This window comes from Pseudomonas sp. TH15 (assembly GCF_016651105.1).
In the GTDB taxonomy this organism is placed as follows: domain Bacteria; phylum Pseudomonadota; class Gammaproteobacteria; order Pseudomonadales; family Pseudomonadaceae; genus Aquipseudomonas.
Genome location: NZ_JAEKEL010000001.1, coordinates 2,888,433 through 2,906,580 on the forward strand (window position 1 = coordinate 2,888,433; position 18,148 = coordinate 2,906,580).

Below are 18,148 nucleotides of genomic sequence, written 5' to 3' on the forward strand. Positions count from 1 at the left end.
GCCATTCGATTCGCATCGAATGGCCTTTTTTGTTGCCGTCAGATTTTGTGCCGCCAGAGTTACTCGGCGATCTGCAACTTGCGGGACTCGGTGTAGACGTAACGCACCTTCTCGTACTCGAACGGCGAGTTCAATTGGCCGTAGCGGAAGCTGGTCTGGTAGCGCTTGTCGATACCGCGCAGGACCCAGATTTCCGGGTGGTTTTCGCTGACTTTGGAGACGTTCAGGAAGTTGATCGCCGATTCTCCGGTGTAGTCGACGGCCAGGCCTGCGGTGTCGCGCAGGTTGGACGGGCCGAGGATCGGCAGGACGAAGTAGGCGCCGCCCGGTACGCCGTAGAAGCCCAGCGTCTGGCCGAAGTCTTCGCTTTGGCGCGGCAAGCCCATGGCGGTGGCCGGGTCCCAGAGGCCGGCGACGCCGATCGTGGTGTTGAGCAGCAGTCGCCCGGTAGTCTCCAACGAGCGATGACCCTTGAGCTGCAACAGACTGTTGAACAGGTTCGGCACGTCACCCAGGTTATTGAAGAAGTTGCTCACGCCGGTGCGCAGGAAGCTCGGGGTGATGTAGCGATAACCGTCGACCACGGGCAGGAACACCCATTGGTCGAAGCGGTAGTTGAAGTGGTAAACCCGGCGGTTCCACTCTTCCAGCGGGTCATAGACCGCCAGTGCGTTGAGCGTCGAGCGTTCGAATTCGCGTTGATCCAGCCCCGGGTTGAACTTGAGTTTGCTCAGCGGTTCCTTGAAGCCATCGTTGTCGATAACGACCGGTGCGTTGGCTTTGCTGTTGTCGGCTTGGGCGACGCCTGCACAGAGTAACGCTGCGAAAAGCAGGAGATATTTAGCCACGGAAGAACTCCAGCATGGCGTCGCTGTTGACGCGATAGTTAAGGTTGCCGCAGTGGCCGCCCAGTGGGTAAACGGTCAAGCGATCACCGAATGTCTTGCGCAGGAAACCCAGGTCGCCAGGGCCGAGGATCACGTCGTCGGCGTTGTGCATGACCGAGATTTTCGGGCTGTCATGCAGATAGTCCTTCAGTGCATACAAGCTGACCTGGTCGATCAGTTGCAGCAGGCTGCCGCCGTCGGTGCGGGCGCGCCACATCGGAATGACCTGTTCGGTGATGTAGCAGTCGAAGTCGCATTGCAGCGCACGCTTGAGGAACGGCGTGAGGCTGGTGCCTTCGGTGATCGGGTATTTCGGCGGGGTGATCAGGCCACGGCGGTTGATCAGGTCCGAGGTGAAGGCAATGTCGGCCGCCGAGAAGCGGAACGAGGTACCGATCAGCATGGCCATCTGTTCGTTGGTCAGGTGCTGCTTGGACTGCTGGAAGTCATAGAGCAGGGCATCGTTGAGGTCGATGTAGCCTTTCTGCTGGAAGTAGCGGGTCAGTTTGTTCAGCACCAGTTCATAGAAGGTGGTGCTGTTGTTGATGCCCTTGACCTCGGTCTGGACCAGCTTGTCCAGGTTGGTGATCGAGGTGTAGAGGTTGACCGGTGGGTTCAGCAGCAGGACTTTCTTGAAGTTGAAGCTGCGGCGGGTTTCGTCCAGGTGCGCGACGAAGGCGGCATCCAGAGCGCCCAGGCTGTAACCGGTCAGGAAGTACTCGGTGACCGGCGTTTTCGGGTTTTGCGCCCGTACGGCCTGCATCACCCGGTACATGTCTTCGGCGTCTTCCTTGGTGATACCGGGCGTGGCGAAGCGAGAAGCGGCGCTCATGAAGTCAAAGCTGGTCGGCGACGACAGTTGCACCACGTGATAGCCGGCCTTGTAGTAGAGCTTTTTCAGGTATTCGTTGAGGCTGCTGTCATAGCGCGCACCGGTACCGGCGATCAGGAAAATCAGTGGGGCGGCGTGATCCTGGGTGGCGATGCGGTAGGTGAGTTTTTTCACCGGCCAGAAATTGTCCGGCAGGCTGAATTCACGCTCCGGGCGCAATCGGACACTGCGGTCCTGCTGATTGATGTCCTCGTTGGACGGCAACTCCGGGCGTAACTCCGGCGGTGTTGTTGCAATGGTCGCTTCGAACGGGTTGGTCAAAGGGTAGCCATAGCTGGCGGCGTCAATGTCGACCGCCAGTGCGGACGCACTCAAAATAAGGCCGCCAAACAAGGCGGCGAAGCGCAAGGAACGGAGCATGACTAAATCCCTTAGAGAAAGGTGCCGAATGAAGTTCGCAGGCTATGACCACGGGGGCGGCGTCAAAGTGCCATGGATCGGCACCAATCAGGCCTGATTTCGGAGTAATGGTAGCCGGACGATACACTTTGCAGTGATTGGCTGCCTAGTTAACTGTTGTTAACGCTTGCACACGGCTGCCGGGAGATTAAGCTGGCCGCCGTTTTCGTTTATTGGAGTGCTTCATGTCTCGCCGTCTGCCCGTGATTCTGCTGCTTGTTTTGCTGCCGTTATGGCTGGCCGCCAGTTATGGCGCGCGTTATGGCTTCATGGAGGATGCGCGGTGGGTCGGCCTCTGCGTGGATGAGGCGAATCGCTGGGAATGCCAGGTTCGGTCGAACCTTGGGCTGATGATTCACTTCGCAGTCCTGGGTTGGGGCGCAGTGGCCGCGGCAGTCATCGGTTTTGTCGTACCGGGCCGGGCAGGTTGGTGGCTGGCGGTGTTGGCGCTGGTGCTGGGGTTCCCGGCACTGGCGTTGTACAACACGACGCTGGCGGTGTTTGCGGTGGTGATTGCGGGGTTGCGGTTGGTCAGAGCTACCCGTAACGCCTGATAATCTGTCTTCACGAGCAGGCTCGCTCCCACCTTTGGAATGCAATCCCTGTGGGAGCGAGCCTGCTCGCGAAGAGGCCTGATGTCTCGCTGAAGATCAGACTTTTCGAACACCAAGACAGCGCCACAGGGCGGCGACCATCAACGCACTCACCAACGCCCAACCCCACGCCTGCTGATTCTGCAAACCTTCCTGATACAACTGCGGCGCAATCCCCGCACCGACAATAAAGGTCAGCAGAGCAATCTCCCGACGCGGCACGCTGACCGGGCGGCACAGGTAAACCAACGCAGGCACAACAAACGCCATGCTCGCAAAGCTGCGATACCGCGGATCAAAAACCATCTCGAGCATCATCACCGCCGCGGCAAAACCAGCCGCGGCGACCAGCCAGCCCGCGCGCCGTTCCAGCACGTTGAACGCGCGTTCACGCCATCCGGTGCGAGCACTCAAGGTCAGCGCGGCATGGGCCAGCACCAACAGATTCAACGCCGTCAGCAGGCCAACCCACAGCCATTCACTGGCGAATCGGGTGGTCACACGCGCCAGGTCGCCCCAAGCGCCGATCGAGCAGGCGGCCAGTGCGCCTAGCAGCGGCAGAATCAACGCCGAACGTGTGCTGCGAACCCGACCGCCCAGCAGCAACGTGCCGAGGAATATCAAACCGCCCACCGCCAGCCATTGCGACCAGTACGGCACGTTCGTCACTGGACCGGCCAGTACGCCCTTGTCCTGGCGATCGGCATCGAATAGGCCCCAATAACCACCGACTGCTCCTTCACTGGCGCGTTTCCACGGCTGGTCAAAGGCTTCGATCAGGTTGTAGTGCCAGCCTTGTTGCTCGGCCATGGCGACAAACCCACGAATGAACTTGGCCTCGTTGACCCGGCTCGGCAGGGCGGTTTCACGCTGGCGGCCTTCGCTCGGCCAGCCGGTTTCGCCAATCAGGACATCCTTGGGTGCGAACTTGTTGCCGAACACCTGGCGGACCTCAGCCACATGCTGCAGCGCGGCGTCGATGTTCGATGGATCATCTTCCCAGTACGGCAGCAAATGGATGGTCAGGAAATCCACCGCTGGCGCGACTTCCGGGTGTTTAAGCCAGAATTCCCAGACGTCGGCGTAAGTGACGGGCTGCTTGATCTGGCTTTTGACTTTATTAATCAGTGTCGCCAACTGCGCGCCGGTGACTTCCTTGCGCAGCAAGGCTTCGTTGCCGACGATCACCGAGGTCACCACGTCCGGGTTGGCATTGGCCGAGGCGATCAGCAGGTCGACTTCCTTGGCGGTGTCCAACGGGTTGCTGTTGACCCAGGCGCCGATCATCAGCTTCAAGCCGTGCTTGCGCGCCAGGTCGGGCAGGGCCTCGAGGCCGGTCATGGAATAGGTGCGGATGCATTCGAAGCGGGTGGCCAACAGCGCGAGGTCGGCGTCCATGCGCTCGGGGCGCAGCTTGAACGGCTGATCGAATGGCGACTGGTCTTTGTCGAATGGGGTGTAGGAGGCGCATTGCAGCTTGTGCGAAGCACTGGCGACGTCCGGCAGGATCACCGGTTTACCGAGGCCGTACCAGAAGCCGCCGAGAGCAAACAGCCCCAGCAGGCAGGCGAAGAGATAAGCAAAGAAAGGAAAGCGTGATGTCGCGGGCATGATCAGGCCGTCTGGGAGCAAAGGCGCGCATGTTACCTGCATTTGTCCCGCGCTAGGTGGCCTGCATGATTTAGACATGCAAAGTTCGGGCGGATCGGGCGGGGCATTTGCAGCGGTCGCGATTAATGGCGTTCTGATGTCGTTTCTCGATGCCTTGAGGTCGCTGGCAGAGCAGGTCGCTGTTGTCGCGAGGTTGATTATCGAAGTATCAGTACTCCGCTGATGATCGAACGAGTTTGCGGTGAGGCGTGATGGGGGCGCTGTGCACCATAACAATACGTTGACGTCGCTCGGCATCCGTCGGGCGCAGCACTTTCGGGGAAGTAACGATGAAGATGCGACGACTTTTAGGCGCCAGTGCCGCTCTGGTACTTGCGATTGGCTCCACATTTGCCAATGCCGAGAGCAAAACCCTGAGCATCGGCTACGTCGACGGTTGGTCCGACAGTGTCGCGACCACCCATGTCGCGGCTGAAGTGATCAAGCAGAAACTCGGTTATGACGTGAAGCTTCAAGCCGTCGCCACCGGGATCATGTGGCAGGGTGTGGCCACCGGTAAACTCGATGCCATGCTGTCCGCCTGGCTGCCCGTGACCCACGGTGAATACTGGGCCAAGAACAAGGATCAGGTCGTCGATTACGGCCCGAACTTCAAGGATGCAAAAATCGGCTTGATCGTGCCGGAGTACGTCAAGGCCAAGTCCATCGACGACCTGAAAACCGATGACAGCTTCAAAGGTCGTATCGTCGGCATCGACGCCGGTTCAGGCGTGATGCTCAAGACTGATCAGGCGATCAAGGACTACGGTCTGACCAATTACACCCTCAAGGCCAGTTCCGGCGCCGGCATGATTGCCGAGCTGACCCGTGCCGAGAAGAAAAACGAATCCATCGCCGTCACCGGTTGGGTGCCGCACTGGATGTTCGCCAAGTGGAAACTGCGCTTCCTCGACGACCCGAAAGGCGTGTACGGCGCGGCTGAAACCGTGAACAGCATCGGTAGCAAAGAACTGGCAACTAAAGCACCGGAAGTGGCCAAGTTCCTGAAAAACTTCCAGTGGGCTTCAAAAGACGAAATCGGCGAAGTCATGTTGGCGATTCAGGATGGTGCCAAACCTGAAGTTGCAGCCAAGGATTGGGTGGCCAAACACCCGGATCGCGTGGCTGAATGGATCAAATAAAAGCTTCACCACCATAACCTGTGGGAGCGAGCCTGCTCGCGAAAGCGATCTGTCAGTTGATACAAATATCGACTGATCCGACGCCTTCGCGAGCAGGCTCGCTCCCACAGTTTTTGTGTGTGCTGAAAAGTGGCAAAACCGTCATGTCGTTCTAATACTAAGGTCGTCTGGAACCAGTTCCGCAGCCGCATAAAGTGGATACGTTCTAACAATAATCTGTGCTGCGAGGATAAAAACAATGAACGACAGCATTTACCTCTCGATTCAAAACAGCCCGCGTTTCAAGGAGCTGGTTAGTAAGCGAGAAAAGTTCGCCTGGATACTCTCCGCGATCATGCTTGGGCTTTACTCCGGATTCATCCTTTTGATTGCTTACGGGCCGCATATTCTGGGGGCGAAAATCAGCCCCGAATCTTCGATTACCTGGGGGATACCGATTGGTGTCGGGCTGATTCTCTCGGCCTTTATCCTGACTGCAATCTACGTACGACGCGCCAATGGCGAATTTGACGACCTGAACAATCTGATTCTCAAGGAGGCTCAGCAATGATCCGGCGTCTAATGGCTCTATTGAGCATCGCAGCCTTTGCACCCGGCGCCTGGGCGGCTGAAGCCCTGACCGGCGAAGTGCACAAACAACCCCTCAACGTTTCCGCGATCCTGATGTTTGTCGCGTTTGTCGGCCTGACCCTGTGCATTACCTACTGGGCCTCCAAGCGCAACAACTCCGCAGCCGACTACTATGCGGCGGGTGGCAAGATCACCGGCCTGCAAAACGGTCTGGCGATTGCCGGTGACTATATGTCGGCAGCGTCCTTCCTGGGTATTTCCGCCTTGGTGTACGCCTCCGGCTATGACGGCCTGATCTACTCGATCGGCTTCCTGGTGGGCTGGCCGATCATTCTGTTCCTGATCGCCGAGCGTCTGCGTAACCTGGGTAAATACACCTTTGCCGACGTGGCGTCCTACCGCCTCGGGCAAACCCAGATCCGCACGCTGTCTGCTTGCGGTTCGCTGGTGGTGGTGGCGTTCTACCTGATTGCGCAAATGGTCGGTGCCGGCAAGCTGATCCAACTGCTGTTCGGTCTCGACTACTACGTTGCGGTGATCCTGGTCGGCATCCTGATGTGCATGTATGTGCTGTTCGGCGGCATGCTGGCGACCACTTGGGTGCAGATAATCAAGGCTGTGTTGCTGCTGTCTGGTGCCTCGTTCATGGCGCTGATGGTGATGAAACACGTCAACTTTGACTTCAACATGCTGTTTTCCGAGGCGATCAAGGTTCACCCTAAAGGTGAAGCGATCATGAGCCCGGGCGGTCTGGTGAAAGATCCAGTCTCGGCGTTCTCCCTGGGCCTGGCACTGATGTTTGGTACGGCTGGCCTGCCGCATATCCTGATGCGCTTCTTCACCGTGAGTGATGCGAAAGAAGCGCGTAAGAGCGTGCTGTACGCCACTGGCTTCATCGGCTACTTCTACATCCTGACCTTCATCATCGGTTTCGGCGCAATCCTTCTGGTCAGCACCAACCCGGCCTTCAAAGATGCGGCTGGCGCGCTGTTGGGCGGTAACAACATGGCGGCGGTGCATCTGGCTGACGCGGTGGGCGGCAGTATTTTCCTGGGCTTCATCTCGGCGGTAGCGTTCGCGACCATTCTGGCCGTTGTGGCCGGTTTGACCCTGGCCGGTGCGACGGCGGTATCTCACGACCTTTACGCCAGCGTGATCAAGAAGGGCAAGGCCAACGACAAGGATGAGATCCGCGTCTCGAAAATCACCACCATCGCTCTGGGCGTGCTGGCGATTGGTCTGGGCATTCTGTTCGAAAGCCAGAACATCGCGTTCATGGTGGGCCTGGCGTTCTCCATTGCGGCGAGCTGTAACTTCCCGGTGCTGCTGCTTTCCATGTACTGGAAGAAGCTGACCACTCGCGGTGCGATGGTCGGTGGCTGGATGGGGTTGATCAGCGCGGTGGGCTTGATGGTGCTTGGGCCGACCATTTGGGTGCAGATCCTGCATCACGAGAAGGCGATCTTCCCGTACGAGTACCCGGCGCTGTTTTCCATGGCGATTGCGTTTGCCGGGATCTGGTTCTTCTCGATTACTGATAAGTCGGCGGCGGCTGATAAAGAGCGGGCGTTGTTCTTCCCGCAATTTGTGCGTTCGCAGACTGGGTTGGGGGCGAGTGGGGCTGTTTCGCATTGATCGTTTGATGCTTATCGGTAAGTTGTAGCGTTTTACTGAATGCCCTGGTCGAGAGATCGGGGCATTTTTTATTGGGCGGTTATCGGACGGCGGGGCTGTGTGGTTGGTGGTTTGTGTGTGTATATCCGTTGCTGCGGTGATGGCTGCTTAGGGTTTCGCCCTGACGGCGAGTTACTTTTTTGACAAACGCCTCAAAAAAGTAAGCAAAAAAAGGCTTGCCCCAGCGTTCGGCCCTCGCAGGCTCGGATTCCTTCGCTCCGGGATCGATCCGGGCGCATCGCCTACGGTTTGCTTCGCTGCACCTCCTCTCGATGCATTTGGCTTCGCCAAACGGTCGCTGCGCTCCCACCCCGGATCAATCCCTCCACTCAGCCTGCCGACGGGCCTTCTAGATCAAGAGCTTTACTCGAGCTAACGCTCATCGTGTTGAGTGGTGAGGAGCACAGCGTGCTTGGCTTTGGTTCTTGTGGTGTTCTCGCCCCTCACCCCAGCCCTCTCCCGAGGGAGAGGGGGCCGATTGGTGGGCTTTTCAAAATACGCGTTCGACTCGGTATTCCATGTCGGCGTACCTCTCCCAAGCACCTCGATCAGTTCCCTCTCCCTTCGGGCGGTCCGACGTTTCGGGAGGGCTAGGGTGAGGGGGGCTGGCTTTTCATCTGGCTTGTGATCTTGCTTTGGCTTTTGATCTCTCGCCCCTTCGGCAGGCCGAGCGTAGGTGTTCATCAGGGGGTTAGGCGCGCAGCGCCGTTCGGCGAAGCCGAACACATCGAGAGGAGGTCGTAGCGAAGCAGACCGTAGGCGATGCCCCCTGATGGACACCGTAGCGAGGGTACATCGAGCGAAGCGAGATGCCGTACGCCGGGGCGAAGCCTTTTGCTTACTTTTCGGCGTCTGGAAAAGTGACTCGCTGTAAGAGCGAAACCAATAGCGGTCGTTACCGAAGAAACAGATATGTTCAAAAATCGCACAAACAAAAACGGCCTCAATATAGAGGCCGTTCCCGGTACAACTTAAGACGTTATCGCAAGACAAATCTTATTTGCGGTCTTCCAGCTTGGTAATGTCACGCGACTCGTAGCCGGTGTACAGCTGGCGCGGACGGCCAATCTTGTACGGGCTGGAGAGCATTTCTTTCCAGTGGGAGATCCAGCCCACGGTCCGCGCCAAAGCGAAGATCACGGTGAACATGCTGGTTGGAATGCCGATCGCCTTGAGGATAATCCCCGAGTAGAAGTCGACGTTCGGGTACAGAGAGCGTTCGATGAAGTACGGGTCGGTCAGGGCGATCTCTTCCAGGCGCATGGCCAGTTCGAGTTGCGGATCGTTTTTGATACCCAGTTCTTTCAGTACTTCGTCGCACGTCTTCTTCATAACTGTGGCGCGTGGGTCGCGGTTTTTGTAAACCCGGTGACCGAAGCCCATCAGTTTGAACGGATCGTTCTTGTCCTTGGCCTTGGCGATGTATTTGTCGATGTTCGAAACATCGCCAATTTCGTCAAGCATGGTCAGAACAGCTTCGTTCGCGCCGCCGTGGGCAGGGCCCCACAGTGCAGCGATACCGGCGGCGATACAGGCGAACGGGTTGGCCCCCGACGAACCTGCCAGACGTACGGTAGAGGTCGATGCGTTTTGCTCGTGGTCGGCATGGAGGATGAAGATCCGGTCCATGGCCTTGGCGAGTACCGGGCTGATCGGTTTGATCTCGCACGGGGTGTTGAACATCATGTGCAGGAAGTTTTCCGCGTACGTCAGGTCGTTGCGCGGGTACATCATGGGTTGCCCCATGGAGTACTTGTAAACCATCGCTGCCAGGGTCGGCATCTTGGCAACCAGGCGGATCGCGGAGATTTCGCGATGCTGCGGGTTATTGATGTCCAGGGAGTCGTGGTAGAAGGCCGAGAGGGCGCCGACTACACCGCACATGACGGCCATTGGGTGGGCGTCGCGACGGAAGCCGTTGAAGAAGGTCTTCAACTGCTCGTGAACCATGGTGTGGTTCTTCACGGTGCTGACGAACTGGGCCTTTTGTTCTGCGGTCGGCAATTCGCCGTTGAGCAGCAGATAGCAGGTTTCCAGGTAGTCCGACTTTTCAGCCAGCTGTTCGATCGGGTAGCCGCGGTGCAGCAGGATGCCGTTGTCGCCGTCGATATAGGTGATCTTCGACTCGCAGGAGGCGGTCGACATGAAGCCAGGGTCAAAGGTGAAACGGCCCGTGGCCGTCAGGCCCCGAACATCAATTACATCGGGACCAACGGTGCCGGTTAAAATGGGCAGCTCGACGGGGGCTGCGCCCTCGATGATCAACTGCGCTTTTTTGTCAGCCATGTGGCCTCCTATTTATGCTTGAAATCATCAGACAGACCCCCCACGCAGGGCCCGCACCACTATAGTGAGATAAATTCGAATGTCAATTTGCCTAAAGTCTTGCTCCAGAAGGCTTTAACCGGACTTTTTCCTCGAAATTACCTGCCATTTACGCCTTTTATCCGACTTGTGCAATGAGCTATTAGGGGGAGGCGAACGCGTTGTCATTAGTAGCCTAACTGTCTATACTCGGCCACCGACCGCCAGGGGCTTTTGGGCCTGCTTTATTGGGGGTCGCATCCCTGGGTGGTGGTTACCTGACCAGTGCACTCCCCAACAACTTTGCCCTGATTGTTAGGGGCTCTTCAGTGTGAAAAAAGCCGTGAAAAGCCAACGACCTGTAAACCTAGACCTAAGGACCATCAAACTCCCCATCACCGGCGTTACGTCGTTTCTTCACCGTGTTTCCGGCATCATCCTCTTCCTGGGCCTTGGCATCATGCTTTATGCATTGGGCAAATCCCTGGGTTCCGAGGAAGGTTTTGTCGAGGTGAAGGCATGCTTGACCAGTCCGCTGGCCAAGTTCGTAGCATGGGGCCTCCTGTCCGCCTTGCTGTATCACATGGTAGCCGGCGTGCGCCATCTGATCATGGACATGGGCATCGGTGAGACGCTGGAAGGCGGCAAACTGGGCTCGAAAATCATTATCGCCGTGTCTGCGGTGCTGATCGTTCTGGCGGGAGTTTGGATATGGTAACCAGCGTAACGAACCTGTCGCGTTCCGGTCTCTATGACTGGATGGCGCAGCGTGTGTCTGCGGTTGTTCTCGCGGCTTATTTCATTTTCCTGATCGGATACCTCGCAGCGCATCCTGGCATTGGCTACGCCCAATGGCATGAGCTGTTTGCAAGCAACGGGATGCGTATCTTCAGTCTGCTGGCCCTGGTGGCCCTTGGCGCTCACGCCTGGGTTGGCATGTGGACCATCGCGACCGACTACCTGACGCCGATGGCGCTGGGCAAGTCCGCGACTGCAGTACGTTTCCTCTTCCAGGCAGTATGCGGCGTTGCGATGTTCGCCTACTTCGTCTGGGGTGTGCAGATTCTTTGGGGTATCTGATTCATGTCTACTACAGTTAATACGCTTTCGTTCGACGCCATTATTATTGGCGGCGGCGGTGCTGGCATGCGCGCTGCGCTGCAACTGGCACAAGGTGGTCACAAGACTGCCGTGGTAACCAAGGTTTTCCCGACTCGCTCGCACACCGTATCCGCTCAGGGTGGCATCACCTGCGCCATCGCCTCGGCAGATCCGAACGATGACTGGCGCTGGCACATGTACGATACCGTCAAGGGTTCCGACTATATCGGTGACCAGGACGCTATCGAATACATGTGTTCCGTAGGCCCGGAAGCGGTTTTCGAGCTCGAGCACATGGGTTTGCCGTTCTCCCGTACCGAACAGGGCCGCATTTATCAGCGTCCGTTCGGCGGTCAGTCGAAAGACTTCGGTAAAGGCGGCCAGGCTGCCCGTACTTGCGCTGCTGCCGACCGTACCGGTCACGCACTGCTGCACACCCTGTACCAGGCCAACCTCAAGGCTGGCACCGTATTCCTTAACGAATACTACGGCGTCGACCTGGTGAAGAACGAAGATGGTGCCTTTGTCGGCATGATCGTCATCTGCATCGAAACTGGCGAAACCTCCTACGTCCGCGCGAACGCCACCGTATTGGCGACCGGCGGTGCAGGCCGTATCTACTCGTCCACCACCAATGCCCTGATCAACACCGGTGACGGCGTCGGCATGGCTCTGCGTGCTGGCGTGCCGGTACAAGACATTGAAATGTGGCAGTTCCACCCGACCGGCATCGCCGGCGCTGGTGTACTGGTTACTGAAGGCTGCCGCGGTGAAGGCGGTTACCTGATCAACAAGCACGGCGAGCGTTTCATGGAGCGTTATGCTCCGAACGCCAAAGACCTGGCTGGTCGTGACGTGGTTGCTCGCTCGATGGTTAAAGAAATCATCGCCGGCAACGGTTGCGGTCCGGATGGCGACCACGTAATGCTGAAACTCGATCACCTCGGTGAAGAAGTTCTGCACAGCCGTCTGCCAGGCATCATGGAACTGTCCAAGACCTTCGCTCACGTCGATCCAGCCGTGTCGCCGATCCCGGTCGTTCCAACCTGCCACTATATGATGGGCGGCGTGCCGACCAACATTCATGGTCAGGCAATCACTCAGGACGCTGAAGGCGTTGACCAGATCATCCCGGGCCTGTTCGCTGTAGGCGAAGTGGCTTGCGTATCGGTTCACGGTGCCAACCGTCTGGGCGGTAACTCGTTGCTCGACCTGGTGGTATTCGGTCGTGCTGCCGGCCTGTTCCTGGAACAGACCCTGAAAGAAGGCGTTGACTACGCTCGCCCTCGCCAGTCCGACATCGACGCTGCCCTGGCACGTCTCGATGGCCTGAACTCGCGTACCGAAGGTGAAGACGTCGCCACCCTGCGTAAAGAACTGCAAAGCTGCATGCAGAACTACTTCGGTGTATTCCGTACCGGTGAATACATGCAGAAGGGTATTGCTCAGTTGGCTGATCTGCGTAGCCGTATCGCCAACGTCAAGATCAACGACAAGAGCCAGGCGTTCAACACCGCTCGTATCGAAGCGCTGGAACTGCAGAACCTGCTGGAAGTGGCCGAAGCTACCGCCATCGCCGCAGAGATCCGCAAAGAGTCCCGCGGTGCTCACGCCCGTGAAGACTTCGAAGAGCGCGATGACGTTAACTGGCTGTGTCACACCCTGTATTTCCCGGGTGAGAAGCGCGTTTCCAAGCGTGCCGTGAACTTCTCGCCAAAAACAGTCCCGACCTTTGAACCAATGATTCGGACTTATTAAGGGTGGCCGCCATGTTGAAAGTCAGTGTTTATCGCTACAACCCTGATCAGGACGCTGCGCCGTTCATGCAAGAATTCCAGGTCAATACCAACGGTAAAGACCTGATGGTGCTGGACGTGCTGGCCCTGATCAAAGAGCAGGACGAGGGTTTCTCCTATCGTCGCTCTTGCCGTGAAGGTGTTTGCGGTTCCGACGGCATGAACATCAACGGCAAAAACGGTCTGGCGTGCGTTACGCCGCTGTCCGCTGTCGTAAAAGGTAACAAGCTGATCGTTCGTCCTCTGCCAGGTTTGCCGGTTATCCGTGACTTGGTCGTCGATATGAGCATCTTCTACAAGCAATACGAGAAGGTTAAGCCATTCCTGCAGAACGACACGCCGGCTCCGGCCATCGAACGTCTGCAGACCCCTGAAGAGCGTGAAAAGCTTGACGGTCTGTACGAGTGCATCCTGTGCGCTTGCTGCTCGACCTCTTGCCCGTCCTTCTGGTGGAACCCGGACAAGTTCCTGGGTCCAGCTGCTCTGCTGCAAGCGTATCGCTTCCTGGCAGACAGCCGTGACACCAAGACTGCCGAGCGTCTGGCTTCGCTGGATGACCCGTTCAGCGTATTCCGCTGCCGCGGGATCATGAACTGCGTCAACGTCTGTCCGAAAGGCCTGAACCCGACTAAGGCCATCGGTCACGTACGTAACATGTTGCTGCAAAGCGGCGTGTGATTCAGCAGCTGTAACCCGGCTGTTGTAAATGTAGTACCGCTGTACCTGTAGATGCTACGGCGCAGGCTTCAACCGGCGCCGTAGTTTTAACCTGAGCAGCAGCTCATAAAGCTGCAGCTCTTATTTTGAAGAAATGAGACAAGCAGGGGCATCCGGGCTGGTACCCGGACTATCAGCGTGATCCTAAGTGGCTTGTTTTAGTCGCTGCATTCGGACTTCTGCAAGTTTGCTCGGTGTCGACGCCGGTGGTGTTCCCCTAACCGAGGGTGACCAAGCATGCAAGAAAGCGTGATGCAGCGCATGTGGAACAGCGCCTACCTATCCGGTAGTAACGCTGCCTATGTGGAAGAGCTCTACGAGCTCTACCTGCACGACCCTAACGCTGTGCCAGAAGAGTGGCGCACCTACTTTCAGAAGTTGCCTGCTGACGGCAACACTGCCACCGATGTTTCGCACTCCACAATTCGCGACCATTTCGTCTTGCTGGCAAAGAACCAGCGCCGCGCACAACCGGTTTCCGCCGGCAGCGTGAGCAGTGAGCACGAGAAGAAGCAAGTTGAAGTGCTGCGATTGATCCAGGCCTACCGTATGCGTGGCCACCAGGCAGCCCAGCTTGACCCGCTGGGGCTGTGGCAGCGTCCTGCACCTGCAGACCTGTCGATCAATCATTACGGCTTGACCAATGCCGATCTTGATACGACCTTCCGTGCCGGCGACCTGTTCATCGGCAAAGAGGAGGCGAGCCTACGCGAAATTCACGAAGCGTTGCAGCAGACATATTGCCGCACCATCGGCGCTGAATTCACGCATATCACCGATTCCGAGCAGCGTCACTGGTTCCAGCAGCGTCTGGAAAGCGTGCGCGGCCGTCCGACGTACTCCGCCGACATCAAGAGCCACCTGCTCGAACGCGTCACTGCCGGCGAAGGTCTGGAAAAATACCTGGGCACCAAATACCCGGGTACCAAGCGTTTCGGTCTGGAAGGCGGCGAGAGCCTGATTCCGATGCTCGACGAGCTGATCCAGCGTTCCGGTTCCTACGGCACCAAGGAAATCGTTATCGGCATGGCCCACCGTGGCCGTCTCAACGTGCTGGTCAACACCTTCGGCAAGAACCCGCGCGAGCTGTTCGACGAGTTCGAAGGCAAGAAGAAGGTCGAGCTGGGTTCCGGTGACGTTAAATACCACCAGGGCTTCTCCTCCAACGTCATGACCGCCGGCGGTGAAGTTCACCTGGCCATGGCCTTCAACCCGTCCCACCTGGAAATCGTTTCTCCAGTGGTCGAAGGTTCGGTCCGTGCCCGTCAGGATCGTCGTAACGACCCTACCGGTGAAAAGGTTCTGCCGATCTCCATCCACGGTGACGCGGCATTCGCCGGTCAGGGCGTGGTGATGGAAACCTTCCAGATGTCGCAGACCCGCGGTTTCAAAACCGGCGGTACCGTGCACATCGTGATCAACAACCAGGTCGGTTTCACCATCAGCAACCCGGAAGATTCGCGCTCTACCGAGTACGCAACCGACGTCGCGAAAATGATCCAGGCGCCGATCCTCCATGTAAATGGTGATGATCCGGAAGCCGTATTGTTCGTGACCCAGCTGGCCATCGACTACCGCATGCAGTTCAAGCGTGACGTGGTAATCGACCTGGTTTGCTACCGTCGTCGCGGCCACAACGAAGCTGACGAGCCTAGCGGCACCCAGCCTCTGATGTACCAGCAGATCACCAAGCAGCGCACCACCCGTGAGCTGTACGCCGAACGCCTGACCCAGGCCGGTGTGGTTGATGATGCACGCGTACAGGCCAAGATCGACGAATACCGCAACGCGCTGGACAACGGTCTGCATGTTGTGAAAAGCCTGGTCAAAGAGCCGAACAAAGAGTTGTTCGTGGACTGGCGTCCGTACCTGGGCCACGCCTGGACTGCACGTCACGACACGAGTTTCGATCTGAAAACCTTGCAGGAACTGTCCGCCAAGCTGCTGGAAATTCCAGAAGGCTTCGTGGTTCAGCGCCAGGTTTCGAAGATCTACGAAGACCGTCAGAAAATGCAAGTCGGCGGCCTGCCGATCAACTGGGGTTACGCCGAAACCATGGCGTACGCGACCCTGGCGTTCGAAGGTCACCCGATCCGCATGACTGGCCAGGACATCGGCCGCGGTACGTTCTCGCACCGTCACGCTGTGTTGCACAACCAGAAAGACGCCGGCAGCTACATTCCGCTGCAGAACCTGTACAAAGGTCAGCCACGTTTCGACTTGTACGATTCGTTCCTGTCCGAAGAAGCCGTACTGGCGTTCGAATACGGTTACTCGACCACCACGCCTGAGGCGCTGGTGATCTGGGAAGCCCAGTTCGGCGACTTCGCCAACGGTGCCCAGGTGGTTATCGACCAGTTCATCACCAGTGGCGAGCACAAGTGGGGCCGTCTTTGCGGTCTGACCATGCTGCTGCCGCACGGTTATGAAGGTCAGGGGCCGGAGCACTCTTCGGCTCGTCTGGAGCGTTACCTGCAACTGTGCGCCGAGCACAACATTCAGGTAGCCGTGCCGACTACGCCGGCTCAGATCTACCACTTGCTGCGTCGTCAGGTGATTCGCCCGCTGCGCAAGCCGTTGATCGTGCTGACACCGAAGTCGCTGCTGCGTCACAAGCTGGCTATTTCGACCCTGGAAGATCTGGCCGAAGGTTCGTTCCAGACCGTGATCCCGGAAATCGATGCCCAAGACCCGAAAAAGGTCGAGCGCATTGTTCTGTGTAGCGGCAAGGTCTACTACGACCTGCTGGAAAAACGTCGTGCCGAAGGTCGTGATGACATCGCCATCGTGCGTATCGAGCAGCTGTACCCATTCCCTGAGGACGACTTGAACGAAGTCCTGGCTCCTTATACCAACCTCAAACATATCGTTTGGTGTCAGGAAGAGCCGATGAACCAGGGTGCCTGGTACTGCAGCCAACACCACATGCGCCGCATCGTTGGCAATCACAACAAGGCGCTCGTTCTCGAGTACGCCGGCCGTGATGCTTCTGCTGCACCTGCTTGTGGTTATGCATCGATGCACGCTGAGCAGCAGGAAAAACTGCTGCTAGACGCCTTTACTGTTTAACGCCTTCGCGCACCTGAAACCGAATTTAAGGACCCACTGATAATGGCTATCGAAATCAAAGCCCCCACTTTCCCGGAATCGGTTGCCGATGGCACCGTTGCCACCTGGCACAAAAAACCAGGCGACGCCGTCAAGCGTGATGACCTGATCGTCGATATCGAAACCGACAAAGTGGTACTGGAAGTATTGGCTACTGCTGACGGCGTGCTGGGCGCTATCGTCAAGAACGAAGGCGACACCGTTCTGTCCGACGAAGTCCTGGGCTCCATCCAAGAGGGCGGCGCTGCTGCCGCTCCAGCTGCTGCCGCTGCTCCGGCCGCTGCACAAGCTGCTGCTCCAGCTGCCGACGGCGAAGACGATCCTGTTGCTGCACCGGCTGCTCGCAAGCTGGCTGAAGAAAACGGCATCAACATCGCTTCCGTTGCCGGCACCGGCAAAGGCGGTCGTGTGACCAAGGAAGACGTAGTCGCTGCTGTTGCTGCCAAGAAAGCTGCTCCGGCCGCTGCTCCTGCCAAGGCTGCTGCTCCGGCTGCCGCTGCTCCTGTGTTCGCCGCTGGCGACCGCATCGAGAAGCGCGTACCGATGACCCGCGTGCGGGCCACCGTTGCCAAGCGTCTGGTAGAAGCTCAGTCGAACATGGCGATGCTGACCACTTTCAACGAAGTCGACATGACCGAAGTCATGGCCCTGCGTTCGAAGTACAAGGACCTGTTCGAGAAGTCCCACAACGGCGTACGCCTGGGCTTCATGTCGTTCTTCGTCAAAGCAGCTACCGAAGCGCTGAAACGCTTCCCGGCTGTCAACGCGTCGATCGACGGTGCTGACATCGTTTACCACGGCTACGCCGATGTTGGTGTTGCTGTTTCCAGCGACCGCGGTCTGGTTGTACCGGTTCTGCGTAACGCCGAACTGATGAGCCTGGCTGAAATCGAAGGCGGCATCGCTGCTTTCGGCAAAAAGGCGCGCGACGGCAAGCTGTCGATGGACGAAATGACCGGTGGTACGTTCACCATCACCAACGGTGGTACTTTCGGTTCGATGATGTCGACCCCGATCGTCAACCCGCCGCAAGCGGCCATCCTGGGCATGCACAACATTCTGCAGCGTCCTATGGCGATCAACGGTCAGGTCGTTATCCGTCCGATGATGTACCTGGCTCTGTCCTACGATCACCGTCTGATCGATGGCAAAGAAGCTGTGACCTTCCTGGTTACCATCAAGAACCTGCTGGAAGACCCGGCTCGTTTGCTGCTGGATATCTGATAGAAGCAGCCGCAGGTTTCAAGTCCAAAACTGCAAGTAATTGCAGCTTGGCTTGAGGCTTGCGGCTTCAAGCTTGTTGCTAAAAGAGGAT

Annotated in this window: 14 protein-coding genes; 10 read left to right on the forward strand and 4 right to left on the reverse strand. The window is 57.8% G+C overall.

Features of this window, described 5'->3' with window-relative positions; all coding sequences use genetic code 11:
* Positions 1 to 59 precede the first annotated feature (59 nt).
* Complete coding sequence (locus JFT87_RS13125; RefSeq protein WP_201201869.1) at positions 60 to 848, reverse strand: MlaA family lipoprotein; 789 nt, start codon at positions 846 to 848, stop codon at positions 60 to 62.
* Entirely contained in the window at positions 841 to 2,139 is a 1,299-nt protein-coding gene (locus tag JFT87_RS13130) for a serine/threonine protein kinase (protein WP_201201870.1), read from the reverse strand. Before JFT87_RS13130 ends, JFT87_RS13125 begins: the two co-directional genes overlap by 8 nt.
* A 224-nt stretch (positions 2,140 to 2,363) precedes the next feature.
* On the opposite strand from JFT87_RS13130, the gene JFT87_RS13135 reads away from it, so the two are divergent.
* Positions 2,364 to 2,732, forward strand: a complete 369-nt coding sequence (locus JFT87_RS13135) for a hypothetical protein (protein ID WP_201201871.1) — start codon at positions 2,364 to 2,366, stop codon at positions 2,730 to 2,732.
* A gap of 96 nt (positions 2,733 to 2,828) precedes the next feature.
* Here the strand turns inward: JFT87_RS13135 and JFT87_RS13140 are convergent, their stop codons facing one another.
* A complete protein-coding gene (locus JFT87_RS13140) occupies positions 2,829 to 4,424 on the reverse strand; it encodes a glycoside hydrolase family 17 protein (protein ID WP_201201872.1) in 1,596 nt (531 codons plus the stop codon).
* 287 nt (positions 4,425 to 4,711) lie between these two features.
* On the opposite strand from JFT87_RS13140, the gene JFT87_RS13145 reads away from it, so the two are divergent.
* The 3 genes from JFT87_RS13145 to JFT87_RS13155 all read left to right on the forward strand — a co-directional run bounded on the left by JFT87_RS13145 (position 4,712) and on the right by JFT87_RS13155 (position 7,768).
* Complete coding sequence (locus JFT87_RS13145; RefSeq protein ID WP_201194927.1) at positions 4,712 to 5,563, forward strand: glycine betaine ABC transporter substrate-binding protein; 852 nt, start codon at positions 4,712 to 4,714, stop codon at positions 5,561 to 5,563.
* Positions 5,564 to 5,801: 238 nt separating this feature from the next.
* On the forward strand, positions 5,802 to 6,113 hold the full coding sequence (locus JFT87_RS13150) for a DUF485 domain-containing protein (RefSeq protein ID WP_059407499.1): 312 nt from the start codon (positions 5,802 to 5,804) through the stop codon (positions 6,111 to 6,113).
* Complete coding sequence (locus JFT87_RS13155) at positions 6,110 to 7,768, forward strand: cation acetate symporter (RefSeq protein WP_201194925.1); 1,659 nt, start codon at positions 6,110 to 6,112, stop codon at positions 7,766 to 7,768. The genes JFT87_RS13150 and JFT87_RS13155 overlap by 4 nt, the downstream gene beginning before the upstream one ends.
* Before the next feature lie 1,035 nt (positions 7,769 to 8,803).
* Here the strand turns inward: JFT87_RS13155 and gltA are convergent.
* A complete protein-coding gene (gltA, locus tag JFT87_RS13160) occupies positions 8,804 to 10,093 on the reverse strand; it encodes a citrate synthase (RefSeq protein WP_201194923.1) in 1,290 nt (429 codons plus the stop codon).
* A gap of 349 nt (positions 10,094 to 10,442) precedes the next feature.
* Here gltA and sdhC point away from each other — a divergent pair, with 349 nt between their 5' ends.
* The 6 genes from sdhC (at position 10,443) to odhB (ending at position 18,057) form a co-directional block, all read left to right on the forward strand.
* Entirely contained in the window at positions 10,443 to 10,829 is a 387-nt protein-coding gene (gene sdhC / locus JFT87_RS13165; protein ID WP_201194921.1) for a succinate dehydrogenase, cytochrome b556 subunit, read from the forward strand.
* Positions 10,823 to 11,191, forward strand: coding sequence for a succinate dehydrogenase, hydrophobic membrane anchor protein (gene sdhD, locus JFT87_RS13170; RefSeq protein WP_123510546.1), 369 nt, complete (start codon positions 10,823 to 10,825; stop codon positions 11,189 to 11,191). Before sdhC ends, sdhD begins: the two co-directional genes overlap by 7 nt.
* Positions 11,192 to 11,194: 3 nt before the next feature.
* Positions 11,195 to 12,970, forward strand: coding sequence for a succinate dehydrogenase flavoprotein subunit (gene sdhA / locus JFT87_RS13175; protein ID WP_201201873.1), 1,776 nt, complete (start codon positions 11,195 to 11,197; stop codon positions 12,968 to 12,970).
* An 11-nt stretch (positions 12,971 to 12,981) separates the two neighbouring features.
* Positions 12,982 to 13,686 carry a succinate dehydrogenase iron-sulfur subunit gene (locus tag JFT87_RS13180; protein ID WP_201194917.1) on the forward strand — a complete coding sequence of 235 codons (705 nt, stop codon included), beginning with the start codon at positions 12,982 to 12,984 and terminating at the stop codon, positions 13,684 to 13,686.
* A 276-nt stretch (positions 13,687 to 13,962) separates the two neighbouring features.
* Entirely contained in the window at positions 13,963 to 16,794 is a 2,832-nt protein-coding gene (locus JFT87_RS13185; RefSeq protein ID WP_201201879.1) for a 2-oxoglutarate dehydrogenase E1 component, read from the forward strand.
* 42 nt (positions 16,795 to 16,836) lie between these two features.
* Entirely contained in the window at positions 16,837 to 18,057 is a 1,221-nt protein-coding gene (gene odhB, locus JFT87_RS13190; protein WP_201201881.1) for a 2-oxoglutarate dehydrogenase complex dihydrolipoyllysine-residue succinyltransferase, read from the forward strand.
* The last annotated feature ends 91 nt before the right edge of the window (positions 18,058 to 18,148 follow it).

What these genes read in the sequence shown, in the direction of transcription:
- JFT87_RS13130 (WP_201201870.1), bottom strand. Translation starts at nt 2,139, where the DNA reads ATGCTCCGTTCCTTGCGCTTCGCCGCCTTGTTTGGCGGCCTTATTTTG.
- JFT87_RS13135 (WP_201201871.1), top strand. Translation starts at nt 2,364, where the DNA reads ATGTCTCGCCGTCTGCCCGTGATTCTGCTGCTTGTTTTGCTGCCGTTA.
- JFT87_RS13140 (WP_201201872.1), bottom strand. Translation starts at nt 4,424, where the DNA reads ATGCAGGTAACATGCGCGCCTTTGCTCCCAGACGGCCTGATCATGCCC.
- JFT87_RS13145 (WP_201194927.1), top strand. Translation starts at nt 4,712, where the DNA reads ATGAAGATGCGACGACTTTTAGGCGCCAGTGCCGCTCTGGTACTTGCG.
- JFT87_RS13150 (WP_059407499.1), top strand. Translation starts at nt 5,802, where the DNA reads ATGAACGACAGCATTTACCTCTCGATTCAAAACAGCCCGCGTTTCAAG.
- JFT87_RS13155 (WP_201194925.1), top strand. Translation starts at nt 6,110, where the DNA reads ATGATCCGGCGTCTAATGGCTCTATTGAGCATCGCAGCCTTTGCACCC.
- gltA (WP_201194923.1), bottom strand. Translation starts at nt 10,093, where the DNA reads ATGGCTGACAAAAAAGCGCAGTTGATCATCGAGGGCGCAGCCCCCGTC.
- sdhD (WP_123510546.1), top strand. Translation starts at nt 10,823, where the DNA reads ATGGTAACCAGCGTAACGAACCTGTCGCGTTCCGGTCTCTATGACTGG.
- sdhA (WP_201201873.1), top strand. Translation starts at nt 11,195, where the DNA reads ATGTCTACTACAGTTAATACGCTTTCGTTCGACGCCATTATTATTGGC.
- JFT87_RS13180 (WP_201194917.1), top strand. Translation starts at nt 12,982, where the DNA reads ATGTTGAAAGTCAGTGTTTATCGCTACAACCCTGATCAGGACGCTGCG.
- JFT87_RS13185 (WP_201201879.1), top strand. Translation starts at nt 13,963, where the DNA reads ATGCAAGAAAGCGTGATGCAGCGCATGTGGAACAGCGCCTACCTATCC.
- odhB (WP_201201881.1), top strand. Translation starts at nt 16,837, where the DNA reads ATGGCTATCGAAATCAAAGCCCCCACTTTCCCGGAATCGGTTGCCGAT.